This window comes from Bradyrhizobium tropiciagri, assembly GCF_018130545.1.
Classification (GTDB): domain Bacteria; phylum Pseudomonadota; class Alphaproteobacteria; order Rhizobiales; family Xanthobacteraceae; genus Bradyrhizobium; species Bradyrhizobium tropiciagri_A.
Genome location: NZ_JAFCKF010000007.1, coordinates 145,386 through 163,311, shown reverse-complemented (window position 1 = coordinate 163,311; position 17,926 = coordinate 145,386). Strand labels below are relative to the sequence as shown.

Genomic DNA, 17,926 nt, shown 5'->3' with positions numbered 1-17,926 from the left:
GGGCCGTAACGTCGGGAATTCCTGCGGCTGCGGGACTCTTTCTTCGGTTGTCTGCGCCAGCAAGAATCCCGGCGAGCTTGGCGACGGCACCGGACTGCGGATTATTCCGTAGCTAAAAACAAATGCCTTAAGTTGAGGAGGAGCGACCGTGAAGGCGTATTTGACACAACCACTGCATCAGGCGGGATTTCAGTCTCTTCCCAATGACGCAATCGTATTCAATGGAGAACGCATCTCCCGCGCCTCCTTTGTGGATCGTGTAGCGCGACTGGCGTCAGTGCTAAGAAAGCTGGGAATGCAAACGGGTGACCGTGTCGGCATGCTCAGTCTGAATTCGCATCGGTACATGGAATATCTTTTCGGCGTTTGGTGGGGTGGCGGTGTAGTCAACCCCGTAAACATCCGCTGGTCGCCCGCAGAGGTGGCGTACTCCCTAGATGACTGTGATACGAACATATTGCTTATGGATGATGCGTTCCTCTCGATGTTACCCAAGCTTCGCGCATCTTCTAAGTCGCTACGTACGGTCGTCTACGCGGGCGAAGGTATAGCGCCTCCCGGGACGATCGGATATGAGACGCTCCTGCGTGAAGCGGCCCCGATTGAGGACGCCTATAGGCAAGGGGACGATCTCGCAGCCGTAATGTACACGGGTGGCACCACCGGCATGCCGAAAGGAGTGATGCTCAGCCACGAAAATCTGGTTACGAACGTGGTGAATGTTCTTATCTCAATTCCGCGGGTGGTTGGATCGACCGCTCTCGTCGCTGCTCCATTGTTCCATATTGGAGGTTGCGGCATGTTGCTTCAGGCGGTTTACACATTGCAGACGATCGTCATCGTTCCCTCCTTCGACGACACGGCCGTGTTAACGGCGATCCAGGAGGAGCGTGTGACCGAGGTGTTCTTGGTTCCAACCATGATCAAGCGGCTGGTTGATCATCCGCGTTTCGCAGAATTTGACACCTCCAGTCTCCGTCTGATGATCTATGGCGCCGCGCCCATCGATAGCGCACTGTTGACGCAATCGGTCCAAGCGTTTCCTGCTACGAAGTTTTTTCAGGCATACGGAATGACCGAGTGTTCCCCGGCCATTACGATACTGCCAAGCGAGGCGCATCTCCCGCAAGCAAACTCGAAATGGCAGCGATCAGCTGGTCGTCCGATCCTGCAGGCCGAGCTCCGAATCGTCGATGATGGTGAGAACGAACTGCCTGTCGGGGGAGTAGGAGAGATTATCTCGCGCGGACCGATGGTAATGCAAGGATACTACAACAAGCCGCAAGAAACCGAGCTAGCGCTTCGCAATGGATGGATGCACACCGGCGATGTGGGATACCGGGACGAGGACGGCTTCCTATACGTGGTCGACCGCAAAAAGGATATGATCGTCAGTGGCGGGGAGAATGTGTATTCGGCCGAGGTCGAGAACGCTATAGCGCAGTTGCCTGAAGTCGCGATGTCTGCGGTCATCGGCATCCCCGATGAAAAGTTCGGAGAGAGCGTTCATGCCGTGATCGTCTTGCGGCCGGGCGCAAAACTAACAGCAGAACAGATACAGGCCCATTGCCGGCAGTTGATCGCCGGCTACAAGTGCCCACGTTCGGTGGAATTTCGGGACCAGATCCCACTTTCCGCCGCAGGCAAGCTGGTGAAATACGAACTTCGTGAGCCCTACTGGGAAGGCCGCAGCCGTCGAGTAAACTGACAACTGAACCGGCCAGGGGATATCAAGCCTACACCTCCCGAGCCGACGCCAAGCGGAAGCACTCTATGAGCCAACATGATCCGATCGTTGTGGTCGCCGCCGCCCGCACTCCATTGGGAGGTTTCCAGGGTGCGCTCAAGCAGCGCTCCGCGCCCGAGCTCGGGGCAGTTGCGATCAAAGCCGCACTGAGCCGCGCCGACATTGCGCCGAGCGATGCGGACGAGGTCCTGATGGGATGCGTATTATCTGCCGGTTTGGGCCAAGCCCCCGCGCGCCAGGCTGCAATTGCTGCAGGAGTTTCCGATAGCGTGCCGTGCACGACGGTGAGCAAGGTGTGCGGATCCGGGATGAAGGCGATGATGATCGGCCACGACCTGATCTCCTCCGGAAGCGCGTCCGTCGTAGTCGCAGGCGGCATGGAAAGCATGAGCAACGCCCCGTATCTGCTGGACCGCGCTCGAGCAGGCTATCGGCTCGGCCATGGTAGGGCAATCGACCATATGTTCTACGATGGCTTGGAGGATGCCTACGACAAAGGGCGTCTTATGGGGACCTTTGCGGAGGACACCGCGCGCCATTACCAATTTACGCGCGGGGCGCAGGATGACTATGCATTGACCTCGCTTGAGCGAGCAAAGCGCGCGATCGCCGAGGGGCATTTCCATTCCGAAATAGTGACGGCGGAAGGTGTCGCGGAGGATGAGCAGCCAGGCAAGGCGCGGCTCGAGAAGATCCCCAATCTCAAGCCTGCATTTAGATCCGATGGAACTGTGACGGCCGCAAATTCGTCGTCAATATCGGACGGCGCTGCAGCACTGGTCCTGATGCGATTGTCCGAGGCCGAGAAGCGAGGATTGAATCCGCTCGCGGCCATTCGCGGACATGCGAGCCACGCGCAAGCGCCAATGTGGTTTACGACGGCTCCAGTCGGCGCCGTGAGAAAGCTGCTCGAACGAATAGATTGGTCGGTTTCAGATGTCGATCTCTTCGAGATTAATGAAGCTTTCGCAGTCGTGGTTCTAGCGGCGCTTCGAGAGCTTCAGCTTCCACTGGATAAAGTAAACATCCACGGCGGCGCGTGCGCGCTCGGCCATCCAATCGGGGCGTCCGGCGCAAGAATCGTTGTCACGCTGCTCGCCGCGCTCGAGCGCCACGGCCTGCGCAGGGGAGTGGCCTCTCTCTGCATCGGCGGAGGCGAGGCGACAGCTATTGCTGTTGAACGGCTGTAGTCGGGAGGCCGAAGGGCGCAATCGCCCCTAAGCCGGGTAAGGCGGCATGCACGGCCCGGCTGCTAAAGTAGATCCGTGCGGTTACACATCGTTCGCGTAGGGAGGCCCTCGGGCGGAGAAAATCATGAGCAACGCAAACACGATAATCTCACATTTCAACGCCGATACGGGTGTCGCCCGTATCATGTTTAATCGACCAAGCGTGTTGAATGCAATCGACGCTTCCATGGCGAAAAGCTTTCATAGGGCGGTGCGCCAGGTCACGTCGAATCGGGGAGTGCGATGTATCGTCCTTAGCGGCGAAGGGCGCGCCTTTCTCGCTGGCGGAGACATTGCGAAATTTGCGGAGAATTTCGAGGAGACGCCATCGCTCATCCACGAACTTCTCGATGCGTTACACCCAGCCATTCTTGCATTGCGCGAGACGCCGGCGCCGGTCGTGGCTGCAGTGAGAGGAGCAGCGGCCGGCGCTGGACTCAGTCTCGTTCTGGCAGCGGACCTGGTGGTCGCGGCAGATGACGCACGATTTGTGATTGCTTACGACAAAGTTGGTGCGTCGCCGGATGGGGGAGGAACATGGTTTCTTCCGCGGAAGATCGGACGTGCGAGATCCTTTGAATTGATGCTGCTCGGCAGGACTATCGATGCAGAAACAGCCCGCGCATATGGGATCGCCAATGAGATCGTTCCGGTGGCCGATCTTGACGGGTACACTGCCGAACTCGCCGAGCGGATTGCCCGTGGCCCAACAAGGGCTTATGGCGCATTCAAGCGGCTGGTCGACGCGGAGTTGCCATTGGCGCAACATCTGGAAGCGGAACGTGCGGCCTTCATTTCGGCCACCCAAACCGCGGATTTCCGCGAGGGTGTTTCCGCATTTATTGAGAAGCGCAAACCTACGTTCACCGGAAGCTAGGATGTTCACCGAAGAGCAAAGGCTTATTGCGGACACGGCAACTGCATTCGCCCGTAACATGCTCGCGCCAGGCGCCGAGCGACGCGACCGGGCAAAGAGCATCGAGCCGGATGTCTTTCGCGAAATGGCTGCCCTGGGCTTTCTCGGGATGACGGTCCCCACGGAGTTTGACGGCGTGGGAGCCGATTATGTCAGTTACGCATTGGCACTTATGGCCGTAGCCGCTGGGGATGGCGCGGTCTCCACGATTATGAGCGTTCACAATGCTCCTTTCACTGCCATCCTTGATCGGTTCGGCAGCGAGATGCAGAAGGAGACAGTGTTACGGCCCGCAGCTCAGGGGAAATTTATTGGAGCGTTCGCTCTGACCGAAAGTAACGCTGGCTCGGACGCCAGCGCTCTGCGTTCCATCGCGAGGCGCAAGGGCGATCGTTACGTGATAAACGGGTCCAAGGAATTCATTACATCGGGCAAGATCGCTGGCTGGACGATCCTATTTGCTTCCATCGAAGGCAAAGGAAAGACCGGGATCACTGCCTTCATGGTACCGACCCACACCAAGGGCTATGTTGTTGCTAAGGTAGAAGAAAAGCTCGGTCAGCGCGCGTCCGACACATGCTCTTTGCGTTTTGAGGATCTCGAAATACCCGAGGACTACCGTATTGGTGAAGAAGGGGAAGGCTACCGCATCGCGCTCTCAAGCCTGGAAACCGGGCGCATCGGAATAGCTGCGCAAAGTGTTGGCATGGCGCAGTCGGCACTCAATTTAGCGATCGAGTACGCCAAGGAGCGCACGTCATTCGGCAAGCGGCTAGTCGAACATCAGGCAATCGCGTTTCGTTTGGCCGAGCTTCGAACCCACCTGGAGGCCGCAAGGCAACTCGTACTTCACGCCGCTAGGCTCAAGGATAGCGGCGAGCCATGTCTCAACGAAGCATCCATGGCAAAGCTGTTCGCCTCAGAAGCGGCTGAGAAGATCGTCTCCGGAGCGCTGCAGACGTTTGGAGGCTATGGCTATATGGCCGACTTTGCGATCGAACGGATCTATCGCGACGTTCGTGTGTGCCAGATTTACGAGGGTACCTCCGAAATACAGAAAATCATCATTGCGCGGTCGCTCGTAAACTGATGGACCGGCGGTAAAGGAGTTACGGATCATGCAGGTCGTCAAACGTCGCGCAGAATCGCTGTATTCAGACGTCTTCGTGCCAGGCGAAACCCTGGCGATACGCAAGGAGGCGCGACAATTTGCCGACGACGTCGTGCGGCCGATCGCTTACGAACTGAACACCACTCCGGAGGCGCGTGAAACCTTCCCGCGAGGATTGTTCGACGCGCTGGCCAAGAACGGCATCTATGAGATCCCCTATCCCGCGGACGTGGGAGGACGGGGCCTTGAGTTTCCAACGCTAGCCACGATGACCGTCCTTGAAGAACTGGCTTACTATTCTCCAAGTGCCGCTTCCGCACTTTATGACGGACAGGCGATCTTGTGTGGGAAGACACTCGAGAACGCCCCTCAACATTTACGAAATGAGTATCTCCCAAAATTGGTGCGGGGTGAACTCGTAGGATCATTTGCGACAAGCGAGCCGGACGCAAGCACCGATCTTTCTCCCGCGGCTATGAAAACAGTCGCTACCAGAGTGGATGACGGGTGGCGGGTGAATGGCCGAAAGCGCTGGATTACTAATTCAGTCGCCGCCGATTTTATCCTTGTGCTTTGCCGTACAGGCGATGCACAGACCTTCCTGTTGGCTGATATGAAGCAGGATGGCATTTCGGTCGGTGAACCTGATCTCAAAATGGGCAATCATGCCCAGCTCACTGCCGATGTTATTTTTGATAATGCCTACGTACCGGAGAGCCATGTTGTCGGCACCGTTGGCGGGGGCCTGAAGGCAGCGCTGACCGCTCTCACACTCGGGCGTATGGGCATCGGGGCGATCGGTGTGGCTATGGGACAGGCCGCCTTCGACTATGCCTGCGACCACATGGAAAAGCGAAAGGTGTTTGGCCAAGAACTGGCGCGCTTCCAACATTGGCAATTCACGTTCGCCGATCACGCGATGGCAATCGAAAATGCTCGCGCGCTCTACCAGAAGGCGGCTTATCTCTACGACAAGACGGGCCGGGCAGATACCGAAGCGGCGATGGCCAAGGTGGTTGGCTCGGAATTGGCCGTCGAGCTCGCGCGCGATGCGATCCAGGTCTGCGGGGCATACGGATTTGCGCGCCAGGTCAAGGGGTCAAACCAGCAGTTGCCTCTTGAGGCGATCTACCGCGACGCCAAGATTGGCGAGATCTACGAGGGCGCCAACGAGATTCAGCGTTGGATCATCGCTCGGAAGATTTTCGGTCGTGCTTTGGCTGGTTGATGGTAGGCGCAGATATGACCCTCCCTCAAGCAAACTTTTCCATCGATTTGACCGGCCAGGCGGCGCTGGTTACCGGAGCTTCGTCGGGCTTAGGCTTGCGATTTGCGCAGATTTTGGCTCGATGTGGTGCCAAGGTAGCGCTCGCCGCGCGCAGATTGGATCGATTGGAAAAGATAACGGAAGACATCCGAGCGGACAGCGGAGAGGCTGTACCTCTCGAAACGGATGTGACCCAGACGGATCAGCTATTTCAGGCAATGTCTAAAGCTCATGCCGCCTTGGGTCCGATCACGATACTTGTGAACAACGCGGGGATCCCCGATGGTCAGCGGGCCATCAAGATGCCCGTAGAGCTCATCGATCGGGTGCTCGATATCAACGTTCGTGCGCCTTACATTCTGTCGTGCGAATTTGCTCGGCGCCTGATCGACGCCAGGCTTCCGGGTCGAATCGTGAATATCTCCTCTTCAATTGCGTTCGACTACGGAGGCAATGGCTCGGCGCTGTATTCGATCAGTAAGGCCGCGGTGATCCGGATGACCGAGGCCTTGGCAGTTGAATGGGCGCGCCATAACATCAACGTCAATGCGATTGCGCCTGGCGCTTTCGCTTCGGAAATGATGGATGGCCTACTTGAGCGGGTAGGTGACATCACCAAGGGTTTCCCCCGCCAGAGATTAGGCAACCCAGCACAGCTCGACAGTACCTTGCTCTATCTGGTGTCGCCTTCCTCCGAATTCGTCACCGGAACCTACATTCGCGTGGATGACGGTCAACACCATCGGTAGATCGAAGACGCACGCTGTGACTACTTTCGGCCCTGAAGGTCCGAGTTTCCGCCCTGCGGGCGTCTTCTTCCTTGCTTACGAGCGGTATTCCGGCGCGATCACAGGCCATCCCCGGAAGTCCTCCGATTGGGCTAGTGCCATGCTTGAGAACGTGGGACGGACTGGTAAAAGACAGGAGCCGCCCGGGCGAAAGACGTGGAATAGCGGCGAGCCCAAAGTAATCGTCGCAAAAGCGGGCCTTGACGCGGCCCTAAAGGACTGAGTTTGCGGCCCGCAAGAGGATCAAAGTGGCGGAGGATGGGTAGTGCGCTGGGTTATTCGCTCGAAAATTCATAATGCGACGGTAACCGAGGCCAACCTCGCGTATGTCGGCTCCATTACCATCGACAAAGACCTCATTGAGCGTGTCGGATTGTGGGTGGGGGAGCGGGTGTTGGTAGTATCGAACACTTCCGGAGCTCGCCTAGAGACATATGTAATTGAAGGAGAGGCTGGCTCGGGTGCGATTTGCATGAATGGCGCGGCAGCCCACCTCATAAAGGGAGGTGAGCAGATTATCATAATGGGTTTCGAATTGGTCGGTGCACCGCTTCAGCCCAAGGTTATACTGGTAGACAGCGAAAACCGGTTCGTGCGCGATCTGATCGAGCAGAGTTCGAGCGCGATAGCATGAGATGCCCTGCAACGGGGCGGACAATATCCGCGGCAAGGCCCTCCTCAGCCAGGGAAGCTTTTGCTAGATCTTGGTGAGGAGGTCCGGTTACGGTCGCGAACAGGGTTGCGACGAGGTGTCGCGAGGTCCTGTATTGCCTAGCGTCGCTTGATGGGCTTCTTCCGGTCAATATCGGTTTTGCCGTCCGGTGGCAGCCGTTGATCGAAAGTCCGTGTGATCATTTCCGCCAAAGTTCGCTCGGCCACGGCCATGTTGATGGCCGTGCCTTCAATGAGCCACTGCGAGATAATGCCTCTCAAAGCGCCCAGGATGACAGTAGCGTAAGCCTCGGTATCGGCTTCAGATGGGATCTCGCCCAACGTTTTGGCTTCATCGAGATGCCGGATAAATCCGTCCCGATACAATTGGCCAAGTCCGGCAATGCGTCCGTGGATCTCAGGCGCTATCGAAAGCGATTCCATGTAGAGCAGGTACAGGGCACGCATGCTCTCAGCGCCCCGAGAGGCTCCTACAAGATGCGCGGAGATCCTTGCCCGTACGGCCGACAACCCTCGCCGACTTCCGACATGCTGCTCAACCTGACCTCGAAATGCCACTTCAATATAGTCGATCAGGCTCTCCAATAGTGCGGCTTTGCTGCCAAATCTGGCGCTTGGGAGGCCGCGGCTGTAGCCTGCGGCCAGCCCGATTTCGGCCATAGTCGCGCCTGCTGAGCCGTGCCCAGCGACCAAATGCAGGGCTGCCCGCAGTATCCGCTGTTCAGATTCGTTCCTACGGCTTTCTTGGGTACGTCGTGAGTTTGCTGGTTCAGAACGGGGAGCCACAGCCCTTACCTTGTTGGTATCCATGATTCGATGATCGTATCTCGGTTCCTTGAGAAAGTCCGCTAGCGTAATTATTTTATAATTGACCAACAAATTGATTACCCATAGGGTTTTTTGAGGGAAGGAAATCAACATCGCGGCATCAAATGCCTCCAAACAGGGTATCCCAGCCCTGCGATCGGATGCTGGGTTGTCGCCAATTTGTTGGGCGAAATATAAATGAATAGTGCTCTCAAGGATAACCTGTTGGCAGGAAAGGTTGCGTTCGTCGCAGGCGGAACGAGCGGTATCAATCTCGGCATCGCCAAGCGTTTTGCCCAATTGGGTGCCAAGGTAGCGGTTGTCGGCCGCGATCCGGAAAAGGCGCAGAGGGCGGCTCTTGAAATCGGAAGCGGCGCGCTGGGCTTGTCGTCTGATGTGCGCGATTACGACGCAACACGGCAATCGATGGAGCAGGTTTCCGAAGCCTTCGGACCGTTGGACATCGTCGTCTCCGGGGCCGCCGGCAATTTTCTTGCTCCCGCCATAGGGATGTCTGCGAATGCCTTCAAAACGGTAGTCGACATCGACCTGCTGGGGACATTTAACGTTTTTCGTGGCTGCTACGATTTGCTGAAGCGGCCGGGTGCCTCGCTGATCGCGATCACAGCGGGTCAAGCGATCAATCCGTCACCCCTGCAGGTCCATGCTTGCGCCGCGAAGGCTGGAATCAATCAGGTCATTCGCGTCCTGGCCATGGAGTGGGGACCCGACGTGCGAGTGAATGGGATTTCGCCTGGCCCCATCGCGAACACCGAGGGCATGAAACGATTGGCCCCCGACCCAAAGACCCAGGCAGCTCATTTCGAGCGCATTGCCATGCGACGCTGGGGCGAGATTGAGGAAGTGGCGGAATGCGCTGCGTTCCTGTCGAGCCCTTCCGCGTCCTATATCAGCGGAACCATCCTAGATTGCGATGGCGGCTCGCAATTGGGCGACGCGTCACGCCGTGATCTAAGCGGGGGCATGGTTTAGGTCATCTCCTAGGCGGGAGCCGACCGCTGATGGCCGCACCATGCACGGTTGTCGTCCGTAATCCAGAGCAATGAGGATCGAGTATGGGACCGCTTGCTGGTCTTCGGGTGATAGAGATGGCGGGTATTGGCCCCGCGCCGATGTGCGCGATGCTGCTCGCCGACATGGGAGCGACGGTGCTGCGGATCGATCGCCGCGGTCCAAGCGACCTTGGTATTCCGGGCGAGCTTAAATATGCAGTGCACAATCGCAGCCGTAACGCGGTCGCGGTCGATCTGAAGAAAGGGGAGGGGATCGAACTGGTGCTCGAGCTGGTTGGAAAGGCCGACGCACTGATCGAAGGCTTCCGTCCTGGGGTGATGGAACGTCTTGGCCTCGGTCCTGAAGTTTGTCTCGCGCGCAACCCTAGGCTAGTTTTTGGCCGTATGACAGGTTGGGGCCAAGACGGCCCGATGGCACATGCTGCCGGCCATGACCTCAACTACATTTCGCTGAGTGGGGCCGCTGCTGCTGTCGGCCGCGCGGGCGGCCCGCCGGTGCCACCGCTTAACTTGGTCGGCGACTATGGAGGCGGTTCACTGTACCTCGCCTTGGGCGTCCTTGCAGCGATATTCGAGGTGCACAAATCCGGTAAGGGCCAGATCATCGATGCCGCCATGGTCGATGGCGCTGCATCACTTATGTCTGCCTTCTACGGAATGTATGCGGCCAACACGTGGACGCTCGAGCGCGGAACCAATATTCTGGATAGTGGTGCTTTCTTTTACGACCTTTACGAGTGTGCAGACGGCAACTACATCTCGCTGGGGTTCATCGAGGATAAGTTTCTCGAGCAGGGCCTGAAACTTCTGGGTATCGATCAAAGCGAGATGCCGCCGAAGATGGACCGCGTCCGCTGGCCCGAAGCTAAGGTTAAGATCGCCGCTCGTGTCAAGACCAAGACGCGCGATGAATGGCGCGCCATCATGGAGGGCACGGACGCTTGCTTCGCCCCTGTATTGAATCTCGCGGAGGCGCCGAAACATAGCCATAACGTTGCCCGCAAGACATTCGTCGAAGTCGACGGAGTGGTTCAGCCCGCGCCAGCGCCCCGCTTTAGCCGGACTCCTAATGCGACGCCGACGGCGCCCCGGGAACCAAGCGCCGAATCGTTGCTCGATTGGGGGGTTGCGAGCACGCGCATCGCGTCCCTCCGGAAGCTGGGAGTGCTGGGCTGAGGCCTTAGTGGACAGCCCAACATCAGCAAACGCGTCTGGTTAAGCTTTATGCTAGGCGCGCTGTGGCCGACGAAGGCAGCGCCTCGGCGTGCGGTCCAATTGGCCAATGCTACGAGAGGTTGCGCCTTTGCACGGCGCCGTGACGTAGAATGCCAACGTGTTATCTTTCCCTGGCGGTGCGGCCTGCGCAGCGGCCCCAGCTTTTTGGGGGCTACTTCAATCCTGGTGATGCCATCCTTCCATAACTGATCAACAGGGGACCGAATTGTTTTCAGAGGTTTTCGACCTCACGGGCACCATTGTCCACGCGACGCACTTCTTCGCGTGAACAATGCAAGTGCCCGTGAGACATCACTGCTATCGCCGGAGCGGTTTGATCGAATGATCAACGCGGCGAGCGTCGCTACGTTCATTGCGCCCGGAAAGGCGTCTCTTCTAGCGTTCGAACAAAGGAATGACTACGACGGCACTCATTTCAAGTGGTTCTGCAGTCGTTACGACCGGTTTCTGTACGTTGATCGCGTCGTTGTCGACAGCGAACACCGGGGCATGGGCCATGGTCGGACGCTGTACATCGATCTGTTCGCGCGAGCTAAAAAGCTTGGCCACGAATACATAGTCTGCGAGGTTAACGTGGAGCCACCAAATCCCGGATCAGACCGGTTTCATTTCGCGCAAGGTTTTCGAGAGGTCGGAAGGGCAGTGATCGACAACGGTGCCAAGTCCGTCCACTATCTTCTGCTGCGTCAATAATGTTTGTCATAACGGCACCGGTCAGCATGGAATCACCCATCCAACCACTAAGTGCGCAGCCTTTGATACCAAGTTTCTCAGGGAGATCCCCAAATAGCGAGCCACGATCGCACTCCGCTGGCCGGTCCTTTTGCCTGTCAAGCGATCATGGCTCGTTGGGGCTGTAGAGGAAGGTGATTGCCTCAGGCAAAATCCACTCATCGCCGGCCGCGGGTCGGGATCTTAGTGAACGGCACATCCTTGTCCACGCGAATGTCACCAGGTAGCCCCAGTACGCGCTCCGCGATGATGTTTCGGAGGATTTCATCGGTGCCGCCCTCGACGCGCGTGGCCGGCGAGCGCATTAGCATAGCCTGAAATTTCCCGAGCTGACTCTCACTGTCCGAGCCGGACAGCACGCCGGCGGGGCCCTGAAGATCAAGCGCGTAAGTCGAAATATCCTGCAGCATGGAGCCTGCCACGAGCTTGCAGATTGAGTTTTCTGGCCCCGGCTGTTCCCCTTTTGAAAGGGCCGAGATTGATCGATAAGTGGTGTATTTCAAACCACTCGCACGCACGGCCCAACTTGCAAGTCTGGAGCGTACGGCACTATCTTCGATAGCCAACTCGTCGTCGAGCATGAGCTCGTTAGTTAGCTCAAACAGCTCCGGAAATCCGGTAGCGATGTGGGAACCGATCGACAAGCGCTCGTTCATCAACGTCGTAAGAGAGACGTTCCAGCCGTCGTTCACCGCGCCCAAACGCTGGGCATCCGGAACTCGGACGTCAGTGAAGTAAACTTCGTTAAACTCAGCTTGGCCATTTGCCTGCTTGATCGGCTTGACCTCTATGCCTGGGCTCTTCATGTCGATAAAGAACATCGTGAGGCCCTTGTGCTTCGGCACGTTGGGATCTGTGCGGGTGAGCAAGATTCCGTGGTCGGCAATATGCGCGCCACTGGTCCAGATCTTCTGACCATTGATCACCCACTCCTCGCCATCGCGCTCTGCGCGCGTTCGAAGCCCAGCGATATCTGAACCACCGGCGGGCTCCGAAAAGAGCTGGCACCACACCTTCTCACCTGAGGCCAGCGGCGGCAGATAGAACCGTTTCTGTTGCTCGCTCGCGTACGTCATCATCGTCGGGCCGCACATGCCGTGCCCAATGATGAAAACCGAGCTGAGTTTTCCGAACAAGCCCTCTTCCTGTTGCCAAATCACGCTCTCGATGGGCGTTGACCCACGGCCGCCATATTCTTTGGGCCACTGCAAGCAGGCCCAGCCGGCCTCAGCCTTCTTTTTCTGCCACGCCTTTGCGACATCGAGCGTGTCCGCGTCTTTGAGCTCGATTCGCCCGATTGACGCATTCGCCAATTCGTCTTCGTACTGCTTCGGCGCGTTTGCGCGGATCCACGAACGAACCTCAGTTCGGAATGCGGCCTCTTGAGGAGTGTCATCAAAATTCATAGTATTTTGACCTTTGCTGAAGACGCCGCAGCTGATCGCGAGCGACTGTCGGAGAAGCCGAAGCTCATTACGGGGACCTAGGTTATTCTTGGACTACATTGCGAAATGGCAGCTGAAAGCTGTCTTGGAGAGATAAGCTCTTCCCCGCCTACGCGTTACGGTAGACCGGCTTACGTTTCTCGAGAAACGCGCGCACGCCTTCGCCAAAATCTTCGGAGCGACTGCAAAGCACCTGATTACGATCTTCCATGGCGATAACGGCCTCGATCGAACCAGCGTCGACGCTCATGTTCAGGCATTCTTTCGACAGCCGCAGTCCCAATGGCGATGCCGACAGCATGGCATCAATATATGGGCCGACCGCCTGCTCAAGCTTGCCGTCATCGACAAGCTCAGAGACCAGGCCCACGGCGAGCGCCCGTTCTGCGCCAATAAACCGTCCGGTCAGGATCAATTCGGAGGCGATTGAAACGCCAACGAGCCTGGGAAGAAAGTAGCTTGAACCAATGTCACACCCGCCCAGGCCAAGTTTGATAAACGCACAATTCATCCGAGCGCTCTTTGCAGCGATGCGGACATCCGCCGCAAGGGCAAGAGCGAAGCCGCCACCGGCGGCCGCGCCGTGAATCAACGCGATGATCGGTTGCGGGCACTTTCGCATTTTCATCACGATGTCCGCGATCCGACGCTGCCCATCCAGCGAGTAGGTAACGCCAGGAAGTTCTTTTTGCGCCGATTGTCGTTGCATTGCGTGTTTGAGGTCGAGTCCAGCGCAGAATGCCGGTCCTTCACCCTTCAGCACTACGATACGTGTGGTGCGATTCCTGTAGAGTTCGTCGAAATAGACGTTGAGCGCGTCAATCAGTGTCGGATCGAGGGCGTTCATGCTCTCCGGTCGGTTGAGCTTCACCCAATCGACGCCGTCCTTGTGCTCAACAATCAATGCGCCGCTCATGAGTAAACTCCCGCTGTTACCTATTTGCCTTGGATCATCGGGCGGTCGTTGACCGCCTGCTTAGGTGGCACGGCTTGATTGCCGGAGTGCGTGAAACGACGCTCGACGATTTTTCCGAACAATCGGAGCCAGGCTGCTCGAAGTTGCGCGCTCGTGATCAGCGCGGTGCCATCCGAATGGCGCCATCGAGACGGATCGTCTCACCGTTAATCATCGGATTTTCTGCGATGTGGACGGCGAGTGCACACGCGCCGTACCATGTGCCGTCGCAGCTTTGGCGAGGGCGGTCTTGATCTGCTCATCGTCGGCCACGTCGCCGGTTAGCGCAACGCCCTTTACTTCGGTTGCGATCTTTCCAGCGTTCTCCCCATTCATATCGAAAACGGCGACTTTGGCGCCCTTGGCGGCCGTTGCCTTCGCAGCCGCAGCACCGAGCCCGGAGCCCCCTCCGGTGATGAAGACCGATATATCATTGAGTTGCATCTGATGTTCCGCTCCTCGAGAGCCGCGTTTGCCGGCTGCCTTCAGGGGGTGCGACACGGCACCGTAGTGCGACACGGCACCGTCCGAACGTGGCAAAGCGTTGTTACCGTCCCATATTATTTTATGGTTGACCAACAAGATAAACGCGCGATAGGTTGATCGCAACAAAAAAGTCGCCGGGTCCTTGCCGCGGCGAACTTGATGGGACGGAAACTAATGAGACTGGCGCTGCACAAGCGAACCGCCGGATCAATCGGCACATCTCATAATTTGCGCGCGCTCGTCAGCGCGAGGTCGTCATCTACAGGACCAATTGAAGTGTCTGCGTGCGGCAGCGTTTTCGCGCGCGGCGGTCTCCCGGCTTTCGTAACTGCAACCCGTTCTCCTAAAGGAATTCGATATGAGCACGACGGCTGTTCCCGACAATGAGCTGACCTTTGGCGATCTCCAGATTCCCACGCGAATTGGTATAGCCACGTATATCCCGACCGAGGCTTCGACCAAGAAGTTCGCCTATGCTCTCGAGGACGAGTCGGGATGGGTAAGTGGGAGCGAGGGCGATCGGCGCGTTCACCCCGCGGTCATGGCAAATTATCTCTGGTGGCCACAAGGGTTTTACTTCGAGGAGCCGACGGGGTCCGGACATTTCAACGAACTCTGGCGCCGTTTCCCGAACCTTATCGCTCTGCCCTTCCTTCATACGAGAACAACCGCCACATTCTATCGCGCGCCGCGGGTAGGAGAGCCCGTCCACGCCGTGGCTGACGTGGTCGAAAAGTACGAGCGACGGGACAAAGAGTACATCGTAATCAAGGGGGCCTACCAAGACCCGAGAGGAGTGCCGCTCGCGGATTATACACATACCTGTATGATCAGGTCCCGCGCGCCACTCGGCGATGATCGCAAGGCGAAGGCAGCGCAATCGTCAAGCGGCAAGGTGGAAGAGGTTAGCCGAGCGCCTGCCAAAGTACCGGATCTCGGCGGCAAACCGGTAAAGCCGTTCGATGTGACGCTGACGCTCGCAAACGCGCGCTTGTATTCCTTGCCGCTGGAGTCGTTTCACACGCACGACTCCCTCGCGAAGAAGTTCGGTTTTCCGCGTGCCGTGCCCCAAGGTTTGATGTCCTACGGTTGGCTCATAAAGCTGTGTACCGAATACTTCGGTCCCGAATGGGTCAACACTTCCGGTCATATCGAAGTAGCCTTCATCAATATGCTCTTCCGCGACGACGTGATGACGGTGGGCGGCCATGTGGCGGAGGTCGAAAACGTTTCCGGTTCACAAGTGAAAGTTAAGCTTCAAATCCACGTGGACGACCAGAATGGCCGCCGGGTAGCGGCCGGCGAAGCAACGGGTGTCCTGAAGCGATCTGAATTCGAAGGGCGCTAGTCGCTAGCGGTTTTGTCCGTTCCTGCTGGGAGATTGACGACAATGAGTTCTGTAGCTCTTCGTGGTCGCAAGCCAGAGACTGGCGCGGCGGTTATGCAGTTGGAGCAGCTGTTTTCGCAGCGCTTGAGTTGTCGCGCTTATCATCCTGATCCCGTACCCGAGGAGGTTATCCGGGACATTTTACGCATCGCGCAATCGACCGCGTCGTGGTGCAACAGTCAGCCCTGGCAGGTTGCAATAACGCGCGGAGAAGGGACTGAACGTCTCCGCAAAGCGATGTACAAGGCCGCGTCGTCCGGTGCCTTCGAAGATCTCGACTTCAAGCCGCCCCGCGAGTATCGCGGTGTGTATCTTGAACGAAGGCGAGAAAGCGGTTTTCAGCTCTATAACGCCTTGGGTATTGAGCGCGGAGACAAGGCTAGATATCGCGAGCAAACGCTGGAGAATTTTCGGTTCTTCGGCGCCCCGCACCTCGCGGTTATCACGACCGACGAGGCGCTCGGCACCTACGGCGCTGTCGATTGCGGTTGTTACGTAAGCAACTTCATGCTCGCTGCGACGGCTTACGGCATCGGAACGGTAGCCCAAGCTGCGATAGCGCAATTTCCCAATCTTCTGAGGCAAGAACTTGGGCTAGGCGAGGATCGCCGCATCGTTTGTGGGATTTCCTTTGGATATCCAAATCCCGATCATCCGACCAATAGCTATCGCACGACCCGCGCAAGCGTCGACGACGTCTTGCAGTTGATTGATCGATGAGAAGGGATCGCGAGAGCTATGAGCATCACAATGAACCATAAGAGGATAACCCTCGTCGCAAGCGCGCTTCTGGTCTCGACGATGGCGACCGCGGCTTGGGCGGGAGGAACTTATGACGTCGGCGCATCAGATACCGAAATAAAGATCGGCAACACCAATCCTTACAGCGGCCCAGCGTCTGCATACAGCATCGTCGGCAAGGTCGAAGAGGCCTACTTCCGGATGGTGAACGAGCAGGGCGGCGTTAACGGCCGCAAGATCACCTTCATAAGCTATGACGACGCCTTTAGTCCACCAAAGACGGTAGAACAGACGAGAAAGCTGGTGGAGAGTGATGAGGTGCTTGCCGTTTTCAGCTCGCTCGGTACGGCGCCAAGCCTCGCTGTTCGTGCCTATATGAACAGCAAGAAAATTCCGCAAATTTTCGTGAGCTCGGGAAGTAGTAAGTTCGGCGACCACAAGGGCTTTCCCTGGAGCATTGGCCACCAACCCAATTTTTTCACGGAAGGGCGTGTGTTCGCTAAGTACCTGCGGAGTGATCAGCCCAACGCAAAGATAGGCGTCCTTTATCAGAACGACGATTTAGGCAAGGAACTTCTGGAGGGCCTAAAAGACGGTCTCGGCGACAAGAGTTCAAATATCGCCGTGGCAATCCCGTTCGAGATTACAGAGCCTACGATCGATTCCCAGGTCGTGAAAATCAAGTCGGCCGGCGCGGACGTCTTCGTCAATTTTAGTACTCCGAAAGCCGCAGCGCAGGCAATTCGCAAGATCGGAGAACTGAACTGGAAGCCGGTCCACCTCATCAGCAAGGTCTCGATGTCCATCGGATCGGTGATGAAGCCAGCTGGTTTGGAGAATTCAGAGGGCATCGTCTCCGCAACTTACGTCAAAGACTACAACGACGCGCAGTGGAAAGATGACGCCGGCATGAAGGCTTTCGACGCCTTTATGGACAAATATCTGCCTGGAAGTGACAAGAGCAACGCTCTCGCCGTCTACGGCTACTTGATCTCCGAAAATTTCGTCAAGGTATTGCGCCAGTGTGGTGACGATCTCACGCGCGCCAATCTTATGAAGCAGGCGACCAGTTTGAAGGATATGGAGCTTGGTCTGCTTTTGCCTGGGATCACGGTCAACACCAGCCCGACCGATTATTACCCGCTCAAACAGCTACGTCTTATGCGCTTCCACAATGGTGAGTGGGAACTGTTCGGGCCGGTGATCGACGGCCGAGTTGAGAACTGACCCAGGACCGGCCCCTGCGCGCGCGCCGCGCAGAGCTTTCGACTGTAACGCGCCGGATAAAAGTCGGTGCGGCTTGCAAAGAGATCTGCATCAAGCGGATCCATTGAGGAACGCCACTAGTGGTAGGCCCTTCCACGGAGTTGGAG

The 17,926-nt window shown here is 57.4% G+C and carries 17 protein-coding genes; 13 read left to right on the top strand and 4 right to left on the bottom strand.

The features are described from left to right. Nucleotides 1-148 precede the first annotated feature (148 nt). The 7 genes from JQ616_RS28775 to panD all read left to right on the top strand — a co-directional run bounded on the left by JQ616_RS28775 (nt 149) and on the right by panD (nt 7,692). A complete protein-coding gene (locus tag JQ616_RS28775; RefSeq protein WP_349630056.1) occupies nt 149-1,708 on the top strand; it encodes a long-chain-fatty-acid--CoA ligase in 1,560 nt (519 codons plus the stop codon). A 65-nt stretch (nt 1,709-1,773) separates the two neighbouring features. Next, the gene (locus JQ616_RS28770; protein WP_212020470.1) at nt 1,774-2,937 is read left to right on the top strand and encodes an acetyl-CoA C-acyltransferase; all 1,164 of its coding nucleotides are present in this window, start codon (nt 1,774-1,776) and stop codon (nt 2,935-2,937) included. A gap of 124 nt (nt 2,938-3,061) precedes the next feature. Then, a complete protein-coding gene (locus JQ616_RS28765; protein ID WP_212020468.1) occupies nt 3,062-3,853 on the top strand; it encodes an enoyl-CoA hydratase/isomerase family protein in 792 nt (263 codons plus the stop codon). Nucleotide 3,854: 1 nt separating this feature from the next. Further along, entirely contained in the window at nt 3,855-4,982 is a 1,128-nt protein-coding gene (locus JQ616_RS28760; protein WP_212020466.1) for an acyl-CoA dehydrogenase family protein, read from the top strand. Nucleotides 4,983-5,010: 28 nt separating this feature from the next. Further along, nucleotides 5,011-6,231, top strand: coding sequence for an acyl-CoA dehydrogenase family protein (locus tag JQ616_RS28755; protein ID WP_212020464.1), 1,221 nt, complete (start codon nt 5,011-5,013; stop codon nt 6,229-6,231). Nucleotides 6,232-6,245: 14 nt separating this feature from the next. After that, nucleotides 6,246-7,019, top strand: coding sequence for an SDR family NAD(P)-dependent oxidoreductase (locus JQ616_RS28750; protein ID WP_212020462.1), 774 nt, complete (start codon nt 6,246-6,248; stop codon nt 7,017-7,019). Between the two features lie 304 nt (nt 7,020-7,323). Then, the gene (gene panD, locus JQ616_RS28745; protein ID WP_212020460.1) at nt 7,324-7,692 is read left to right on the top strand and encodes an aspartate 1-decarboxylase; all 369 of its coding nucleotides are present in this window, start codon (nt 7,324-7,326) and stop codon (nt 7,690-7,692) included. Between the two features lie 137 nt (nt 7,693-7,829). Here panD and JQ616_RS28740 read toward each other — a convergent pair whose 3' ends face one another. After that, nucleotides 7,830-8,672 (bottom strand): TetR/AcrR family transcriptional regulator, encoded by an 843-nt coding sequence (locus tag JQ616_RS28740; RefSeq protein ID WP_212020458.1) that lies wholly within the window; start codon nt 8,670-8,672, stop codon nt 7,830-7,832. A 63-nt stretch (nt 8,673-8,735) separates the two neighbouring features. Between JQ616_RS28740 and JQ616_RS28735 the strand changes: the two genes are divergently transcribed. The 3 genes from JQ616_RS28735 to JQ616_RS28725 all read left to right on the top strand — a co-directional run bounded on the left by JQ616_RS28735 (nt 8,736) and on the right by JQ616_RS28725 (nt 11,500). After that, complete coding sequence (locus tag JQ616_RS28735; protein WP_212020456.1) at nt 8,736-9,530, top strand: SDR family oxidoreductase; 795 nt, start codon at nt 8,736-8,738, stop codon at nt 9,528-9,530. A gap of 83 nt (nt 9,531-9,613) precedes the next feature. After that, entirely contained in the window at nt 9,614-10,747 is a 1,134-nt protein-coding gene (locus JQ616_RS28730) for a CaiB/BaiF CoA transferase family protein (RefSeq protein WP_212020454.1), read from the top strand. Nucleotides 10,748-11,071: 324 nt separating this feature from the next. Further along, entirely contained in the window at nt 11,072-11,500 is a 429-nt protein-coding gene (locus JQ616_RS28725) for a GNAT family N-acetyltransferase (RefSeq protein WP_349630055.1), read from the top strand. 197 nt (nt 11,501-11,697) lie between these two features. Here the strand turns inward: JQ616_RS28725 and JQ616_RS28720 are convergent, their stop codons facing one another. The 3 genes from JQ616_RS28720 to JQ616_RS28710 all read right to left on the bottom strand — a co-directional run bounded on the left by JQ616_RS28720 (nt 11,698) and on the right by JQ616_RS28710 (nt 14,383). Beyond that, entirely contained in the window at nt 11,698-12,945 is a 1,248-nt protein-coding gene (locus JQ616_RS28720; protein WP_212020450.1) for an acyl-CoA dehydrogenase, read from the bottom strand. A 148-nt stretch (nt 12,946-13,093) separates the two neighbouring features. After that, nucleotides 13,094-13,900: an enoyl-CoA hydratase/isomerase family protein gene (locus JQ616_RS28715; protein ID WP_212020448.1), complete on the bottom strand. Its 807-nt coding sequence runs from the start codon at nt 13,898-13,900 to the stop codon at nt 13,094-13,096. A gap of 210 nt (nt 13,901-14,110) precedes the next feature. After that, nucleotides 14,111-14,383: an SDR family NAD(P)-dependent oxidoreductase gene (locus tag JQ616_RS28710; RefSeq protein WP_212020446.1), complete on the bottom strand. Its 273-nt coding sequence runs from the start codon at nt 14,381-14,383 to the stop codon at nt 14,111-14,113. Between the two features lie 400 nt (nt 14,384-14,783). On the opposite strand from JQ616_RS28710, the gene JQ616_RS28705 reads away from it, so the two are divergent. Genes JQ616_RS28705 through JQ616_RS28695 form a run of 3 tightly spaced genes read left to right on the top strand, consistent with a single transcriptional unit; the run spans nt 14,784 to nt 17,780 of the window. Continuing rightward, complete coding sequence (locus JQ616_RS28705; RefSeq protein WP_212020444.1) at nt 14,784-15,773, top strand: MaoC family dehydratase; 990 nt, start codon at nt 14,784-14,786, stop codon at nt 15,771-15,773. A 42-nt stretch (nt 15,774-15,815) separates the two neighbouring features. Continuing rightward, complete coding sequence (locus JQ616_RS28700; protein WP_249137386.1) at nt 15,816-16,532, top strand: nitroreductase; 717 nt, start codon at nt 15,816-15,818, stop codon at nt 16,530-16,532. 30 nt (nt 16,533-16,562) lie between these two features. After that, a complete protein-coding gene (locus JQ616_RS28695) occupies nt 16,563-17,780 on the top strand; it encodes an ABC transporter substrate-binding protein (RefSeq protein ID WP_212020442.1) in 1,218 nt (405 codons plus the stop codon). Nucleotides 17,781-17,926 lie beyond the last annotated feature (146 nt).

What these genes read in the sequence shown, in the direction of transcription:
- JQ616_RS28750 (WP_212020462.1), top strand. Translation starts at nt 6,246, where the DNA reads ATGACCCTCCCTCAAGCAAACTTTTCCATCGATTTGACCGGCCAGGCG.
- JQ616_RS28760 (WP_212020466.1), top strand. Translation starts at nt 3,855, where the DNA reads ATGTTCACCGAAGAGCAAAGGCTTATTGCGGACACGGCAACTGCATTC.
- JQ616_RS28735 (WP_212020456.1), top strand. Translation starts at nt 8,736, where the DNA reads ATGAATAGTGCTCTCAAGGATAACCTGTTGGCAGGAAAGGTTGCGTTC.
- JQ616_RS28720 (WP_212020450.1), bottom strand. Translation starts at nt 12,945, where the DNA reads ATGAATTTTGATGACACTCCTCAAGAGGCCGCATTCCGAACTGAGGTT.
- JQ616_RS28765 (WP_212020468.1), top strand. Translation starts at nt 3,062, where the DNA reads ATGAGCAACGCAAACACGATAATCTCACATTTCAACGCCGATACGGGT.
- JQ616_RS28710 (WP_212020446.1), bottom strand. Translation starts at nt 14,383, where the DNA reads ATGCAACTCAATGATATATCGGTCTTCATCACCGGAGGGGGCTCCGGG.
- JQ616_RS28730 (WP_212020454.1), top strand. Translation starts at nt 9,614, where the DNA reads ATGGGACCGCTTGCTGGTCTTCGGGTGATAGAGATGGCGGGTATTGGC.
- JQ616_RS28700 (WP_249137386.1), top strand. Translation starts at nt 15,816, where the DNA reads ATGAGTTCTGTAGCTCTTCGTGGTCGCAAGCCAGAGACTGGCGCGGCG.
- JQ616_RS28705 (WP_212020444.1), top strand. Translation starts at nt 14,784, where the DNA reads ATGAGCACGACGGCTGTTCCCGACAATGAGCTGACCTTTGGCGATCTC.
- JQ616_RS28715 (WP_212020448.1), bottom strand. Translation starts at nt 13,900, where the DNA reads ATGAGCGGCGCATTGATTGTTGAGCACAAGGACGGCGTCGATTGGGTG.
- JQ616_RS28755 (WP_212020464.1), top strand. Translation starts at nt 5,011, where the DNA reads ATGCAGGTCGTCAAACGTCGCGCAGAATCGCTGTATTCAGACGTCTTC.
- JQ616_RS28770 (WP_212020470.1), top strand. Translation starts at nt 1,774, where the DNA reads ATGAGCCAACATGATCCGATCGTTGTGGTCGCCGCCGCCCGCACTCCA.
- JQ616_RS28695 (WP_212020442.1), top strand. Translation starts at nt 16,563, where the DNA reads ATGAACCATAAGAGGATAACCCTCGTCGCAAGCGCGCTTCTGGTCTCG.